Source organism: uncultured Salinicola sp. (assembly GCF_937921195.1).
Taxonomy (GTDB): Bacteria; Pseudomonadota; Gammaproteobacteria; order Pseudomonadales; family Halomonadaceae; genus Salinicola.
In genome coordinates this window covers 1-15604 of record NZ_CALFQK010000056.1, presented here as the reverse complement: position 1 = coordinate 15604, position 15604 = coordinate 1, and the positions used below count along the sequence as shown (strand labels likewise).

Here is a 15604-nt window from a genome sequence, read left to right as displayed (position 1 = left end):
CTTCCATCTTCACGACGGAGGCAGGCGCCATGCGGACAAGACGGGATCCTCTGCGACCTAATACGCCCGCCTCCATCACGGAGAATGGAAAATGACGAAGACCAATTTCAAGCCGCTGCCGATCATCCTGGACCGGCTCGCCCACGCACTCGAGGCGCAGGGCATCAAGGTGAAGCGCTCCCAGTTGCTGGAGATCTCTGCCGCCGCATTCGGGCACCGGAACTCCAACGAGCTCACCGCGGCCGCTAAGGCAGGCGACATCAATCCCTATCCCGCGCAGGTGATCGGACGGGTCGAACTCCCCGACGGACAGCGCGTGATCATCGTGAACGACCAGCTCGCCAATTCCCCCTACGCGATCGACGAGGCCTTCCTTGAGCAGGTCGCGGCCGAGGAGCGGCGCGAAGAGATCGGCATCACGCCCTACGGACATCTCGCTGCCCTCTACGAGGTGCTCGATGCAGCGGACATCCCCGCCATCGCCGGCGGCGCCGTCACCAGCGAAGTGCATGTCGGACGCGTCTCGCACAAGCACGGCGAGAACATCTACGTCGCAGCCGATGACGACGGCCTCACCATGCAGGTTGCCGAATACGTTCGCGAGAACTGGGATGACGAAGTCGGCGAACATGCCGATGACGGCGAGAATCCGGAGACCATGACCGATGCGGAGGTCGTGGAGGCCTATTTCGACCTCTGCCAGAACCACGGTATCGAGGAATACCTCGATACGAGCGTGGAGGAGATCGCCGCCCGTGTCCTTCCGGTCACGCAGGAGACGCCGGTCACGCCGCGTCGCTACGGCCTCCAATACGAGATGGACGACGAGCCGATCTTCATCGTCGATCGCCATGTCAAGGACGAGGACGGCGAATACGCAACGGTCACGGAGATGCCCCGCACCTCCGACCCGCAGGCCGACATCGCGCTGGCGCAGAGGATCATCAACGGGCTGAACGGGGACACGGTCCCCGCCGTCGCTCCGGGCAGTCTGCTCGTCGCCGATCTTCTCTCCCTCGCCGACGACCTCGTATCCGGCGCGGAGGGCGACCTGTGGTACGACGCGCACGAATACATGGACGAGGACACCATCAAGTGGCACCGCATCTGCAATACGCAACTGGCGATGGCGAATGCCGCCACCATCCTGCGGAACCTCGCCTCCGGTGATCAGGCTCCTCCTCAGGTCTCCATCCACACGGACCGCTCCGACAATGGCGTGACCACGCGGCCCATGCTCGACAACGTGCTCGAAAGACAGCAGTCCGATCCGGTCTGGATCACCGACAACGACGGTCACGACACGATGCAGGTCACCTCTGCGCACATGACCGCACTGGGGCTCGACTTCCACAAGGACCGCGACGACACCCTTCCCTTGACCGAGGACGAATACGGTGTCCTGCTCGGCGGCGAAACGCTCAACAAGGAGAGCGCATACATCGTCGAATGCGGCTTCAGCGTCCTCTACAAGGGCGAGAAGTGGCTGGCACCCGAGATCGGTTTCGACTTCGATCCCGATGACGAGGCTGCGCGCGACAAGGCGATCGAGAAGGCCAAGGCTTGGATCGAGGAGAAACGCGAGGAAATCGAACGGATCGGAGGCCATATCGTCCTCACCGAGGACGCCACCGACGACGAGCACGAACTCACCGTCCTATTGCCCTTCAGGCTCGCGCTCGAAGCCGAGACCATCGACGACTGGCGGGACGCCCTCGCATGGCTCATGCGGCACGAGGCGGAACGCACCGGTCCGCGAGTCAAGTGCGACTTCCTGGCGCAGACCTGGATGAAGGACTGGGCGATGGCGGTCGATCCCAATGGTGATACCTCGTGGGACGCCACCTTCGACGCCGTGCGCTGGGGCGAGGCCGCAGCAAGGAAGATGCTCGAGAGCGACATGGACGAGTTCGCCATCGAGGGGGCCACCGCCCCCGAATGGATCAGGCAATGGACCAGAAGCAATCCCTTCGAGGTGATGGTCACCGGACTGGAAGAGCTCTTCGGAATCGACGAATAGAGGAAAAGACCCTCCGGCCGCGAGGTCGGAGGGTCAACGACAAAGGAACAAGACGATGATGCGCTTCGCCTGCACGCCCTATCGCGACAAGGCCGACACCTCGACCGACGGCGAGAAGTTCCATGTTCGGGCGGAGAATTCCGACGACGCGGTTGAGATCGCCAAGACCGAAGCCGCGAAGAAGGGCTACGACAACGTCTTCGTCGAGGACGCGGCGGGCATCAGCATCCATGACGGCCCGGTCGGGGACGCGGAATGAATCACCTCATCTGGCCCGAGGGTCGCCCCGAGGATTCCTATTCCACCGACAGCGGCATGCGTGCGCGGCTGCACCTCTTCTGGCAGCAACTCGTCCAGCTCTGGAATTTCAGGAGCGCCCGGCGCATGCGGTGGGCCACCTCGATGCAGCCGTTGATCGCGGAGGATGTCGAGGAGATCCTGAGACGCGCCGACGGGACGCCGCCGCCAGGGGGATGGCACGAGGCCAGGGACATCGAATCGGAACACGGTTTCGGCGACCTGCACGTCAGCACGCTGTCCGTCATCTGAGGAGAAGGAACATGGCAGAGAACAATACCGTGCCACCACGTGAGCCCTGGCGACCGATAAGCGAGGCGAAGAAGGATCGCACGGTCATCTGGGCCAAGCTGCGGGACGACATCGGTGAGGACAAAGAGGACGGATCGTGGAAGCGCGATCTCGTTCGATGGCAGGGCCTCGAAGTGCCTCTGCGCCATCCCGGCGTCGCCGAGGACGGCTTCGACATCGGATGGAACATCGCCGCACCGGTGGGGCACGGCGGCTTTCCGGACGACTGGATCGCCGGATGGATACCCCTCAACGAGGGGTGAAAGGACATCATCGCTCTCATGAGCGGGTCCGAGAACGAATTTCAGGAAGGGAAAAGGCATGCGCAAGATCGTGATCATCCGGGGCCCCCAGGCTTCGGGCAAGACCACCCTCGTCCGCACGCTCGGACTGGAGGGACACCGCCTGTCCGCCGACGTAATGCGCACCGCCCATCGGGGCCATGTGCTCAACAGCCGCGGTGAACTCGTCGTCGATCAGGAGGACGCACACCAGATCTGGGAGATCGTGCGCGAATCGCTCGAGCGCCGCCTCCAGCGCGGCGAGTTCGTGATCATGGACGCGACCTTCGCCACGGCATCCACCTACGAAGGCATCATCGAGCAGGCCGTCGCGCACGCCTACAGGATCGCGATCGTCGATCTCTACGGCACGGACGACAACCTGCTGCGGGAACGCAACGAGAAGCGTCCCGATCACGAGCGCGTCCCCGAGAAGTCGGTGAAGCGGATGATCTCCGCCTACCAGCCGCATCCACAGGACGATGGCCGGATCGATGCGCACTTCGACAAGGACGCCGACGTCCACGACATCGAGGACTGGATCATGCACGACATCGTCGATCTCAACGGCTACGAGCGGATCGTCCACATCGGCGATCTGCAGGGCGTCTTCGAGGCCGCCTTCCAGGAAGGCTCGCCGCTGACCCGGCAGCTGCGGGACGACACCTTCTACGTCTTCCTCGGCGATGCACTCGATCGCGGGATCGAGAACGGCGCCGTGATGACGTGGATCATCGAGCAGGTCAGCCCGCGCCTCGGCAGGAACGCCGTCTGGATCTACGGCAACCACGAACGACATCTGCGCGACTTCGTCGAGGGCAACGACATCGTCAGCCGCGAATTCGAGGACCGGACGCTGCCCGACCTGTGCGCCTCCAGCCCGATCAGCACGAACGACATCCGCCTGTTCCTCGAGCGGACCAGCGAATACCTCGTCTACGAACACGAAGGCGATACGGTCGTCTGCACGCACGCCGGCATCCCCGCCGTCCCGGGCAACCTGACCCTCGTCCCCGGCTTCCAGGCCATCAACGGCGCGGGCGGTTTCGGCACCGACGTCGACACCGCCTTCAACGACTGGGCGTCCGAGCAGGACGAACCCTGGTATCAGGTCCACGGTCACCGGAACCGCCAGATGCACCCGACCCGGGTGAACGAGCACTCCTTCAACCTCGAAGGCCAGGCCGAATTCGGCGGCCATGTCCGCATGTGCGTGAAGACGCGGAAAGAATGGAAAACTCACGATATGCGCAACGACACCTATCGCTCGCCCAAGGAATGGCGTGACATCAACAAGGAAGAGAAGCGCAAGCCCCACTCGCGCACCATGCCGATCCCGGCCTGGATCGAACGCGGGGAAGGCGCAGGCAAGCTCTCGCCCGAGACCTACGCCGCCTTCGCCGGACACGACCACGTCGACATCCGCCAGCAGGGCGAGCTGTCGCACATCGAGGCGATCGCCTTCTCCAAGAGCGCATTCTACGACCGCGTCTGGGACGGCATCACCAACAAGGCGCGCGGCCTGTTCGTAGATTCGGAGACGCTCGACATCGTCGCACGCGGGTTCGATAAATACTTTCATGTCGATGAACATACTGAAACCAAACGAGAATTCATCGAATCGGACTGGGTCGCTCCCTTCCGTGCGACCGAGAAGTCGAACGGCTATCTCGGCCTCGTCGGCTGGGACGAACGGACCAGGACCGCGACCTTCTCTTCGAAAGGCGACATGGATCGTGATTTCGCTGCGTTGTTCGAGCGGATCGCCACCGAGAAGCTCGGTCCGGGCGGCATCGAACGCCTGACCCGCGCAGTGCGCGACCTGGGTGGCTGCGCGGCCTTCGAAGTGATCTCGCCGAGCGAGGATCCGCACATCGTCGAATACGACGAGGACAACATCGTGCTCCTCGCCTTCATCCGCCGATCGGAGGACTACGAGGCCCTCGACTACGAGAAGCTGGTCAAGCTCGGCGCCTACATCGGCGTCGACGTGATCCCGAGCTGCGCGACCCTGCCCAACACGACGGCACTGTTCGCCTACATCGAGCGCGTGCGGGGCGACAATCCTCCGGGCAACGTCGCGGGGACCGAGGGCGTGGTGATCGAGGACGCCCGCGGACGGCACGTGAAGATCAAGACGAAGTCCTACGACCTGTGGAAGAAGGCACGCGGTCTCGTCGAACGTCTGGCCCTACAGCGCAAGAAGGGTCAGGATATCTCGCTCGACATTCCCGAGGAACTCGCGGATTTCATGGCCTGGATCATGAAGCAGGACGACGAGATCACCCGGTTCCCGATCATCGAACTGCGCAAGCGCTTCCTCGAGACTCCGGAGGACATCCTCGTGGTCGATCGCGAGGCTCTCGCGCGCGAGAAGGCGGAAGCGGAGCAGGCGGAACGCGAGACCAAGCAGATCGAGGGGTTCATGCGCGGATACGATGCGCTTCTCGGACAGGTCCGGTCGGGGAAGGCCTCGGCCGAGAGCATCGTGCGCCTGATCGAGCGCGGAAATGCGGAACCTCACCTCAAGGCGGCGATGGAGGGACGATCCGAACATGCCGAGATGGTGGCCTATGCGGAGGACGAGGAATGAACCGGATTCTGCTCGTCTTCGCCGGCCTGATCCTCTACTTCGCAGTGATGGCCATCTACGCCAATTATGTCGGAGGACGCAGGAAGACCGACAAGCTGGGGCGAAAGGTCAACCGGACCCACAGCACCCTGAAGGCGCTGCCTGACAGACAGCGCAAGCGGGTGGAGAAGTCGCTGCTCATCCTCGAGAAGCATCCCGATCTGCGGAACGGTATCGGAGCCCTGGTGTCCACTCGCTATGCGGACCAGATCGCCACGATCACCGAGCGCTACGCAAGGGTTCGCGGAAACACCGCCGGACACGAGGACCAGCTCCTGCAGGGGCTCAGCATGACGGAGATCATCGCGACGCGCTCCGAAGCCGAACCGGACGAGGCATCCGCCCTTCTCGACGAGGGGATCGGCACCATCGAGCGTAAGATCAGGAAGGCCCTCGAAGCAAAGGGAGCCGAGGCCCGCGACGAGCTGGACATCTATGTCAGGTTCCTGCGGGAAGCAGATTGACGCTTCAACCGGATACGAAACCGTCCTACAATTATCAGGATGAGGATGGAGCTACTTCAGGATGGATACTACGACCCGGTCAGGGAGAGTCGACGTCTGCCCCGTGTGCTTCCGGAAGCGCCTCTCAAGAGGGCGTTCCTCTTCTTCGGCATCATCCTCTTCTCCGTCTACGCGCTCATCATAGGGACGCTGGCATGGATGCAGGCCTCCCTCATCTACAATCCCACCGCGGCAATCGAGCTGAACGACCCGCACTGGAGCTGGCACGACGTCGCCGGCAATGACGGCTTCAAGGCCTATCTGCGCCGGGGCGACCCCGAGAAGCCGATCGTGGTCTTCTACCATGGACGGTCACAGGGTCTGTGGTCCATCGATTCCTCCACCCGCCACTACGCAAGGGCCGGCTGGACCGTTCTCGCACCGGAATACCCCGGCTTCGCAGGGCTCGAAGGGAATCCGAGCGAAGAGACGCTGGATCGACTGGTGGAGGCCGTCCACGAGGATGTCGTCTCCATGGGATACGAGCCCGATCGGATCGTCATACAGGGCAATTCCCTCGGCGCCGGTCCGGCGCTCAGCATGGCGGAACGACCGCATTCGCTTCTCGTCCTCACCGCTCCTGTCGCCAGCATGGGCGAGATCGTCGATGGGATCGCTCCCTTCTTCCCCCATCTCCTCCTCTACAATGCATGGGACAACGAGAACAGGGCGAGGAACGCAGCCCCTGCAAGAAGCATGGTCTTCCACGCCCGGGACGATTCGGTCGTCCCCTATTCGCACGGCGAGCGTCTGGCACGCATACTCGGAGCCGAGTTCACCCCTTTCGATACCGGGGATCACTTCATCGGCTCAGATGTCGGCGAGATCATAATCGACCGCCTTGCCGACACCGACTGAACCAATCACCACCAGGAGACAACACATGGGGATCAGGAATCTCATCGCACTCGCCGTGCATCCGCTGATGGCACTTGCGACATCCCTCGTCTTCCTGCTGATCGCGAGCCTCCAACCCGTCTCCCGCGAGATGCAGATCGCGGTGATCCTCACCAGTGGTCTCGTGCTCATCGGGATCGCACAGGCCATGGGTCGACGGGAAATGCTCTCCCTGCGCGCGAGCCCCACGAACTACGGGCAGACCATCGCACTTCTGGGTCTCGCGGTCGGGCTGGCCGCGTTCCACGACGGTGGAGGCACCATATGGGTGAGCGCCGACATCAATCTCACTCTCGCCATCGGAGCCGGCATCATCACCTTCATCGAGGGACTGACCCGACTGGTCTTCATGATCAGGGTATGGAGAATGGGATCGGAAGAATACGCCAGGAAGAGGATAGAGCGGATCCTCTCCGGGCGCATGTGCAACTGGAATACGCGGATAGACGCCGCCATCAGGATGGCCTCCGGTCGCTCGATAGTCCATGACAGGCATGCACTGGATCTGGCGCAGGCCGCCCGTTCGGCAATGGGAACAGGAGCCATGAGCACCGCATGCTGATCCTCATGTACATGCCGGTCATCGCCCTGTCGATGATCGTCGAAGCCCAGTTGCGCGGCAGGCCATACGACCTGCTGAGCTTCGATCGCCCCGAATACTTCGGTCGCCATCTGATGCGGCTGCACCTGTGGGTCGCATCGTTCTGCACCGCATTCGTGGTGACGGTCCTCCTCTCATGATAAATCGGAGAATCCCATGACCAGAATGATACAGGGATATTCCGAGACCATGCGCCACCTCAAGGACGGGCTCGACGTCGTCGGAGACGACCTTGCCGAGATGCTGCGACGGGTCGACCACCCGCAGGGCAGGAAGGGGGCGCGGAACCGCGGACTCGAATCCGATCTCGGAATACCCGGACATCCGGGGGAGACGGTGACGATAACCCTCGGAACCTCGCTCGAAGGCGACACGATCAAGGTCCTGCATCGTCTCGGCCGTTCCCTCCTCAGCTGCACTATCGACGGACATCCCATCCTGCGGACGACGATTCCGGACTACCTCGAACTTCCGGACACGGTCCGTAGCGGAATGCCCGGCGGCAGTCTGTCCCGCATCGTCGACATGTCGGAGACATCTATACCGGGCCTCGGAGAGGCCATCGTGCGCGAGATATTCGTCAACGGCGACGGAACCGTCTCGATCTATCTGGACGCCCCCGTCACACGTTACGCTATCGCCGCGTTCTTGGAACTACAGCCCACACGACAAGGAGAAGACGCATGAAGTCGATCCCGCAGGAAGACCTGGACCGGGGGCGAGACCTCTTCGGGAGGGCCATCGAGGTGGGCACCAAGGTCCGCAGTCACGACTTCGCCTTCGGACTGAAGGGTCGCACTCCCCCCTTGGGCATGGAGACAGAAGGTGATCGGGCGTCTTATGTCGAAGGCGTCGTGGAGGCGATCGGCGACATCACGATCGAGGGATGTCCGCGCTACACCATCCGACCCTTCGTCCGCGTCCACGCCGGCAAAGCGGAAAGCGCGGAAGGAGACGAACCCATCCATCCCCCTCTGAACGGGACGCCATCGCTCCTGGGAGGAGTCACATGCGGCGTGGAGGTCATCGAGGTCTATGACGAATGGGACCACGCCGGCGGGAGGACCTGGTACGCGACGCTACCGGAAACCGAGCTCTCCCACTTCTGGACTCCGGAGTGTCCCAGCATCTCCGAGGAATCCGACGCTTTCTGGCTAAGGTCCGAGGAGGGCCGAGGAGGAGACCGATTCGACAGCCTCCAAGAGGCGAAGGACTCCGTGTTCTGGGAGGTCTCGCTCGATCGGCATAACAGGAAGGAGCGTCTCGAAGCCGAGGCTGATCTCGGACCGGACTGGCGCATCGATCTCTCGGACGGGGTTTCCTTCATCAAGGGGGCCGGCGACGACGAGGAAATGATCACGGGATGCATGTCCTCGGATCGGCCTACCTGGAACGCCTGGACCGATGCAGGACAGGTCCCGGGCGACCATCAGACTCCCAAGGACGCCCTCCGCGCTCTGGGCAACTGGAAGACATCCCGAACAAGGAATGCGGCATGACCGATATCCTGCGCCCCTTCGTGTCCCTCGGTAGGGAGATCACCACTCAGGACATCCGACGGACACTCGACGCCATCGCGAACGTCCCTCCACGGTTCGAGACACGGCTGCTCATCGGCGTGGTCCTGCCCCAGGACAGTGACGCGACGCCCATCGAGCGCATGGAGGCCCTCAACAAGCTCATGCAGCGCCTCCGCAAGGCAGGCCTTGCGAGCTTCGACCGCAAGAAATGGTCGATAGGGCCGGACGCGTGGAACCGTATCCAGACGATGATGAGCGGGAGCAGGACGACATGATCGGAGGAGCCATCAAGGGACAGGTCGTCTTCAGACGCTGTGACGGCGAGGCGGATGTCGGCATCGGTTTCATCGAGGTCGATGCCGATGCAGTCGGAGTTACGGAAACGAACGATCTCATCATCGACTGTCTCGCCGGGCGGGGAATCTCGGACGGCATGACCGTGAAACTGCACTCGGTGAGGATCGACGATCAGGATCTATCGGACAGCGATGTGGGGCACCTCGTGACATCCCTCCAATACCCCCGGGCTACGGAAGGCAGTTCCGGCGGCTCTCTCTTCGTGAGGCATTCGCGCATCCCGGCTCCGGAAGGACGCAGGACCATGCTTGTCGCACTCGTGATCGAGGCCGATGGCGCCGAGATCGATCCAACCCTGATCCACGAGGTCCGGGGCAGGGACGGCATCATGATGGTACGGCCTTCCCGGCCGCATGGCCTGGTCCCCAACGGGATGGCGCTCAGCCAGATCCACAGGTCCGCCATATGGGGATGGGGCGAGGAGCGATGGGGCCCAGTATCCACGATGAGGCTCGATGTCCTCGACATGTGCCAGGAACTCGACGACGCCATGCTGTCGGATGAGCCGACCGATCCGGCGCGAATCGAGGAACTGAATCGCAGCCATGCTGGATGGATCCTCAAGAGCAGCTTCCGCGATCCGAAATACGAGAACTTCAAGCGGCGGATGATCGAAGAAGGGCATCGCTCCGAATGGGCGGGCATCCTGACCGAGAGCCAGACAAGAATGCGCGATGAGGCAGGCGCACGCATCATCCGCGAAATCATGCAGAACGAAGGCGATTGAGACCATGAACGACGAACAGACCGGCCCCCACGAAAGGATGCAGGCTCTCGCAAGCGAAATCGAGAAGCACCAGCGGCTCTATCATCACGATGACGCCCCGGAGATCGACGACGCGGCGTATGATGCGATGGTGCGCGAATTCCGCGATCTGGCGGAAACCCATCCAGACGAAGCTCCGGCGAACGATCCCACGCAGAACGTCGGCGCCTCGCCTTCCGAGGCCTTCTCGCCTGTCACCCACACCATCCCCATGCTCAGCCTCGACAACGTGTTCTCGGTCGAAGAGCTCGCCGAGTGGGCTCTGCAGAAACGCAAGCAGCTCGGAATGGCCGAAGGCATGCCGCTCGCCATGACGAGCGAGGTCAAGTTCGACGGCGTCTCGATCTCGCTGCGATACGAGCGCCGGGTCCTGGTCACCGCTGCGACGCGCGGAGATGGGCAGACAGGAGAGGACGTCACCGACAACGCCCGCACCGTGCTCGGGATTCCCCATCAGCTGACCGACGATGCCCCCGACATCCTCGAGGTGCGAGGAGAGATCCTCATGCCCAAGGACGTCTTCCTGCATCTCAACGAGAGCGGAGCCGCCGGCAAGACCTTCGCCAACCCGCGCAATGCCGCTGCCGGGTCACTACGACAGAAGGATCCGGCCAAGACCGCACAGAGGCGGCTCGTATTCCTGCCGCACGGCATCGGAGAGACCGACGGAGATCTGCCCGGGACCTGGAGCGGAAGGATCGGTCTTCTCAGGCGCTGGGGCTTCGGCAAGGGCGTCAGGACCGGAGGGGGCATCATGGCGCTCAGCGACGGCAGCCGCGACCAGCTCGAATCCGTCTACTCTTCCATCGAGACCCGGCGACCCGATCTCCCGTTCGACATCGACGGCGTGGTCGTGAAGCTCGATTCCATCGACGATCAGAAGCGTCTCGGCAACGTCTCGCGTTCTCCTCGCTGGGCCATCGCCCACAAGTTCCCGGCCGAGCAGGCCACGACGCGGCTCACCGCGATCGATATCCAGGTCGGCCGGACGGGGCGCATGACCCCGGTCGCGAGGCTCCAGCCGGTCAACGTCGGCGGCGTCCTCGTCTCCAACGCGACCCTCCACAACGAGGACCACATCGCGAAGCTCGATCTCAGGATCGGGGACACCGTCATCATCCAGCGGGCCGGCGACGTCATCCCGCAGATCGTGGGCCGGGTCGAGGACGAAGGTCACGAAGGACGTCCTGAGTGGTCGTTCCCGGAGAGTTGTCCCGAATGCGACAGCGCAGCCGTGCGTGAGACAGGGCAGGCCGACACCTATTGCGAGGGCTCCTTCCATTGCCCGGCGCAGATCGTCACGCGGCTCGTCCATGTCGCTTCGCGTGACGCCCTGGACATCGACGGCCTCGGCTCCAAGATCATCGAGGAACTCCATGCCGACGGCAAGCTCAGGACCCCGGTGGACATCTTCCGCCTGCGTCGCTTCGCCGCGGAACTCACTGCACGCGAAGGATGGGGCGAGATCAGCGCCAACAAGCTGCTCGATTCGATCGATCAGGCACGCAGGACCAAGGTCGATCGCGCGCTCTACTGCCTGGGCATCCGGCAGTTCGGACGTTCCGCCACGCAGGCGATCGCGCGCGAATGGGGAAGCATGGACGAGGTCCTCGCCCAGTTCGCACGCCTCGCCATCGTGCGGCTCGCAGCCCGGGATATGGAACGGGGACGCGGTGCGAGCGAGGAGGAGGCAGATCGCAAGGCCATGAAGGCGGTGGCCGAGGCGGTGTCCATTCCCGATGTCGGGCCCGTCGTCCTCGCCAACATCCTCGACTTCTTCGCGGATGACGAGAATGCCGCGCTCGCCAGAGCGCTCTTCGACGAACTGCGCCTCACCGTCCTGAAGAAGCCCGACCGCGTCGAATCCGAGGTAAGCGGGAAGACGATCGTCTTCACCGGCAAGCTCGAGAAGGTAACGCGCGAGGAGGCAAAGGGCCAGGCGACGGTGCTCGGCGCCAAGGTCGCCGGTTCGATCTCGGCGAAGACCGACCTCCTCGTCGCCGGACCCGGGGCCGGCTCGAAGCTCAAGAAGGCCACCGATCTCGGGGTCGAGGTGATCGACGAGGACCGATGGATCGACATCGTCAGGAAGGCCCTCATCGGCTGATCCCGACAAGGGAGGCGGAACGACAGTAAGACAGGGAAAGGGAAAAGACATGGCACTGGTGCGCGAAGACGATGAAGGAATCTACGTCATCTCCGGCGGTGTGACAGCACGCCCCGGCGCGGTGCGAGGATACGGCCACGCCTATCGCATGGACGACGGCGGACTGGTCAAGGGCGAAAAGGTCAGCGCCTCACATGTCGGAGGTACTCCGATGGTCCGCCTCAAGCTTCCCGACGGAACGGTCACGCGATGGTTCTGCCAGGACAGTCGCCGTCCGGACGAACTCATGGATACGGACCCGGATGCGACGTGGGATCAGAAGGGCGTGAGAACCTTCCCTTCGAACGATGGAAGCCCAGCCGAGAGCGCGCCGCGCACCATCCGCGCGATCAACGGATCGGACATCATGAAAGAGATCGGACTGTGAAACGCGCCGGCGACGGAACCCGCATCATCCGCGCAAGCGACGGTGCCATCTGGGGCGCGTTCCTCGCAGGCGCAGGATGCGCGGAACATGAGACCGACATCCGCGGCCTGCTGAGACGTTTCGGCATAGATCCGGACGGAAGGATGATCGCCGGACGCAGCATGACGGAACCACGCACGCTGGCACGCGCGACCGGACAGGTCACGCAGACCTATCATCTCGATGTCGAAAAGCCCACCAAGCGCACCGACAAGGTCACGTATCTCGCGCTCGATGAATACCCCCTCGAGGGCCGCAATCGCCAGTATGCCGTACAACGCTACAGCCCGGAGACCGAGCTGACAGGGTCCTGGGACGAACGGGAATTCAAGCTCGCCGCATGGAGCGACGACGCAAAGGCGCTCCTCGACCTGTTGTCGAACGCCGCCGAGGAGGCCGATATCGCGATCTGGACCGGCAACACGCCGGACCTCGTCAACAACCCCTTCAGCCATGCCGGCCTGATCATCGCGATCGTCTCGCGCATACCCGAAGAGGCACGTGCCGCAGTCGACCAATCTGACATGGAGACCGCGAGGCTCGAAGAGGCGGTCGAGGCAACCGGCATCCGCGAGCGGATCGAAGCCAGGCGGAAGGATCTCAGCAGCTGGAGCGGAGGCCCGGCCTTCCACGCACTCGCGCCGCGTTGGACGACGGGCATCCGCACCGTCAAGCGCGGCGAGGAGGAAGTCGTCCTGGAGACCCGTCATCCGGTCGTGTTCTTCCTCAACCCGGCGCGGCAGAAGGACCACAACCACGGCTGGTTCACGGTCGAGGAGCTCGACCTGTGGCTCGGGGGCAAGGGCCCTGTCATCAGGAAGGCGGCATGAGCCTCTGCCACATCCTCCCGCCACACCGCGAGCACCGGTTCCGGGGCGCGGCGGGCTGCACCAAGGACATATCACACAGCGGCCCGCACGATGCCGTCCTGAAGGACGGGACCGTCATCGAATGGGAGACCGACTGGGAATGCGAATGCTGCGTCGATGACGAGATCCCCGACATGTGCTTCGTGTGGAAGGAGATACGGAACGAAGAGGAAAACGGAATGAACGGCAATAACGAGATTCCGGATGGCATCATGGGATACGCGCAGGAATGCCGCGAGCTCGTCGAATGGTGGGATACCGGCATCCTCCCCGATGGAAGACTACGCGCCCGAGCCAACGATCCCCAGGCCAAGTGGGCCGAGACCAACCCGGGTGATCCGCACATGGCCGAGCGACAGCTGGTCAACGAGATCATCAGGAAGATCGCTTCCATCAGGGGCGAAGAGACACAGGACGAAGGAGCATCCAGCAATGGCTGAAATGGCAATCATCAGTTCGTCGGACCTGACGAAGTACGACCGCATGGACGCAGGCTTCCACATCCTGCGCAAGAAGCACGAGGCCGAGACCGCCAGACTGGAGAAGTCCATGGACAACTCCGCAGCCATCGCGCTCGCCGTCGAGATGCTCGTCAAGGTCCCGCCCAGATATCGGCGGGACATCAATCCGCTTGTGCGGGGAAGCAGCAACCGTCCGCCGGACATCCATGCACAGGAACGCGCGGTGCGGGAATATCCCTACCTGTCGCTCGCCATTTTCGGCGCGATCGCCGGAGACGTCGCCGAACACTACCAGGCGGAAGCGCGCCAGGCGGAGGCCACGGCGCAGCTGTTCGCGAAGCTGGACAAGGAGAAGAAGGCATGAGCTTCAAGAAGGCGACGGTCTACCGCCTGAAGGACCCAGAGCGCTACGACGACGAGGAGTTCGGCGAGGGATACGACCATGTCGAGACCTATGGCGACTGCGATGGCATGTTCATCACCGACTGCTGGGTCGTCAACGACAAGGGCGAGGTCCATCCGGGATACGAGGGATCCCCGGTCCCCGTGCGATTCGATGACGTCGGAGAGGAGACCGACCTCGAACCCGTCAACAACGAACGCGAGCGGGCGGCCTTCGGATGGAGGTGACGCCCACCCCGTTGGCGGTCAACGCGATCATCAACGAGATCCAGTGGCGACTGCGTCTTCACACCATGGCGAGCCCCGGCCCGCACCGGGACATGGCGCAGCGATATGCCAGGACCGTATCCACCACCCTGGGGCTGACGCCGATCGACAGAGCCGAGATCCGGTCGGATCATCCGCATCTCGTCGAACACACCGATACGCACGGATGCGCGGCGCGTAACGAGGCCGGAGACATCCTCCTGTTCTCCAGCAGGGCCGCCAAGGGCCTTGCCGGAAAACAGCGCAAGGCGGGGATCGCCTACGTGCGCGATCTTCTGCGCGGGGGTCGGCCTCAGATGAAGGACATCTATCCCGGTGCCTGCGCCTTGCCTATCCATGTTCGTTCCTACATCGAGAGGCATGGCCTCGCGCCGGATGCGATCGAGATCCTCAACACTCTCCTGCAACGCGTCGAATTCCGCCATGGCGGTGCAGCCTTCAAGTTCAGCACCCGCTGGGAGAGGTCGATCAGGAAGCGCATTGACCGCGACGACGGCAAGGCCGAGAAGCATCTCATCCACAGCCCCGATCCGGCGCACCGCATCACGGACAGGGTGCAGGTCACGCTAACGGGCAAGCCGAGAGTGCGACTCACCAAGCACGGCATCAGCGTCGGGCAGGGGCTTCCCGAAGTCGTGCGCCTCGGTCTGATCGGCAAGAGCATGGACACGCTCATCGACCTGCCGGGTCTGTCGGACATGGTCATCCACACCGTCAGCGCCTACAGCGACACCATCACGCAGGTTCAGGTGAAAATCCGTTGACAGCTGCGAATCACCATCCTACAAGTCGCCGCATGACCAAACGTAAGCTCTTTACCACCACGCGAATGCCCCGCCCGGCCTGAGGCGGCAACGGCATTCGCGT

At 63.2% G+C, this 15604-nt stretch carries 20 protein-coding genes; all 20 read left to right on the top strand.

The features are described from left to right. Positions 1-91 precede the first annotated feature (91 nt). The 20 genes from Q0602_RS05060 to Q0602_RS04965 are packed head-to-tail and all read left to right on the top strand — an operon-like array spanning position 92 to position 15501. The gene (locus Q0602_RS05060) at positions 92-2020 is read left to right on the top strand and encodes a hypothetical protein (RefSeq protein WP_298839826.1); all 1929 of its coding nucleotides are present in this window, start codon (positions 92-94) and stop codon (positions 2018-2020) included. 55 nt (positions 2021-2075) lie between these two features. Continuing rightward, the gene (locus tag Q0602_RS05055) at positions 2076-2279 is read left to right on the top strand and encodes a hypothetical protein (protein WP_298839823.1); all 204 of its coding nucleotides are present in this window, start codon (positions 2076-2078) and stop codon (positions 2277-2279) included. Next, complete coding sequence (locus Q0602_RS05050; RefSeq protein ID WP_298839820.1) at positions 2276-2569, top strand: hypothetical protein; 294 nt, start codon at positions 2276-2278, stop codon at positions 2567-2569. The genes Q0602_RS05055 and Q0602_RS05050 overlap by 4 nt, the downstream gene beginning before the upstream one ends. 11 nt (positions 2570-2580) lie before the next feature. Then, the gene (locus Q0602_RS05045; RefSeq protein ID WP_298839816.1) at positions 2581-2871 is read left to right on the top strand and encodes a hypothetical protein; all 291 of its coding nucleotides are present in this window, start codon (positions 2581-2583) and stop codon (positions 2869-2871) included. 58 nt (positions 2872-2929) lie between these two features. After that, positions 2930-5482: an RNA ligase gene (locus Q0602_RS05040; RefSeq protein WP_298839813.1), complete on the top strand. Its 2553-nt coding sequence runs from the start codon at positions 2930-2932 to the stop codon at positions 5480-5482. Next, positions 5479-5985 carry a hypothetical protein gene (locus Q0602_RS05035; protein WP_298839810.1) on the top strand — a complete coding sequence of 169 codons (507 nt, stop codon included), beginning with the start codon at positions 5479-5481 and terminating at the stop codon, positions 5983-5985. The genes Q0602_RS05040 and Q0602_RS05035 overlap by 4 nt, the downstream gene beginning before the upstream one ends. Positions 5986-6030: 45 nt before the next feature. Then, positions 6031-6882, top strand: coding sequence for an alpha/beta fold hydrolase (locus Q0602_RS05030; RefSeq protein ID WP_298839805.1), 852 nt, complete (start codon positions 6031-6033; stop codon positions 6880-6882). A gap of 25 nt (positions 6883-6907) precedes the next feature. Continuing rightward, a complete protein-coding gene (locus tag Q0602_RS05025) occupies positions 6908-7483 on the top strand; it encodes a hypothetical protein (protein ID WP_298839802.1) in 576 nt (191 codons plus the stop codon). Next, positions 7477-7662 (top strand): hypothetical protein, encoded by a 186-nt coding sequence (locus tag Q0602_RS05020; protein WP_298839796.1) that lies wholly within the window; start codon positions 7477-7479, stop codon positions 7660-7662. Before Q0602_RS05025 ends, Q0602_RS05020 begins: the two co-directional genes overlap by 7 nt. 16 nt (positions 7663-7678) lie before the next feature. Further along, the gene (locus Q0602_RS05015; RefSeq protein ID WP_298839793.1) at positions 7679-8209 is read left to right on the top strand and encodes a hypothetical protein; all 531 of its coding nucleotides are present in this window, start codon (positions 7679-7681) and stop codon (positions 8207-8209) included. Continuing rightward, entirely contained in the window at positions 8206-9021 is an 816-nt protein-coding gene (locus Q0602_RS05010; RefSeq protein WP_298839791.1) for a hypothetical protein, read from the top strand. The genes Q0602_RS05015 and Q0602_RS05010 overlap by 4 nt, the downstream gene beginning before the upstream one ends. Continuing rightward, positions 9018-9317 carry a hypothetical protein gene (locus tag Q0602_RS05005; protein WP_298839788.1) on the top strand — a complete coding sequence of 100 codons (300 nt, stop codon included), beginning with the start codon at positions 9018-9020 and terminating at the stop codon, positions 9315-9317. Before Q0602_RS05010 ends, Q0602_RS05005 begins: the two co-directional genes overlap by 4 nt. Beyond that, positions 9314-10126 (top strand): hypothetical protein, encoded by an 813-nt coding sequence (locus Q0602_RS05000; RefSeq protein ID WP_298839786.1) that lies wholly within the window; start codon positions 9314-9316, stop codon positions 10124-10126. Before Q0602_RS05005 ends, Q0602_RS05000 begins: the two co-directional genes overlap by 4 nt. Positions 10127-10130: 4 nt before the next feature. Continuing rightward, on the top strand, positions 10131-12272 hold the full coding sequence (gene ligA, locus Q0602_RS04995) for an NAD-dependent DNA ligase LigA (protein ID WP_298839783.1): 2142 nt from the start codon (positions 10131-10133) through the stop codon (positions 12270-12272). Positions 12273-12321: 49 nt separating this feature from the next. Further along, on the top strand, positions 12322-12699 hold the full coding sequence (locus Q0602_RS04990) for a hypothetical protein (RefSeq protein ID WP_298839781.1): 378 nt from the start codon (positions 12322-12324) through the stop codon (positions 12697-12699). Further along, on the top strand, positions 12696-13568 hold the full coding sequence (locus tag Q0602_RS04985) for a hypothetical protein (protein WP_298839778.1): 873 nt from the start codon (positions 12696-12698) through the stop codon (positions 13566-13568). Before Q0602_RS04990 ends, Q0602_RS04985 begins: the two co-directional genes overlap by 4 nt. Continuing rightward, a complete protein-coding gene (locus tag Q0602_RS04980) occupies positions 13565-14047 on the top strand; it encodes a hypothetical protein (protein WP_298839775.1) in 483 nt (160 codons plus the stop codon). The genes Q0602_RS04985 and Q0602_RS04980 overlap by 4 nt, the downstream gene beginning before the upstream one ends. Next, complete coding sequence (locus Q0602_RS04975; protein WP_298839772.1) at positions 14040-14432, top strand: hypothetical protein; 393 nt, start codon at positions 14040-14042, stop codon at positions 14430-14432. The genes Q0602_RS04980 and Q0602_RS04975 overlap by 8 nt, the downstream gene beginning before the upstream one ends. Further along, complete coding sequence (locus tag Q0602_RS04970; protein WP_298839769.1) at positions 14429-14698, top strand: hypothetical protein; 270 nt, start codon at positions 14429-14431, stop codon at positions 14696-14698. The genes Q0602_RS04975 and Q0602_RS04970 overlap by 4 nt, the downstream gene beginning before the upstream one ends. Next, positions 14689-15501, top strand: coding sequence for a hypothetical protein (locus Q0602_RS04965; protein WP_298839766.1), 813 nt, complete (start codon positions 14689-14691; stop codon positions 15499-15501). Before Q0602_RS04970 ends, Q0602_RS04965 begins: the two co-directional genes overlap by 10 nt. The last annotated feature ends 103 nt before the right edge of the window (positions 15502-15604 follow it).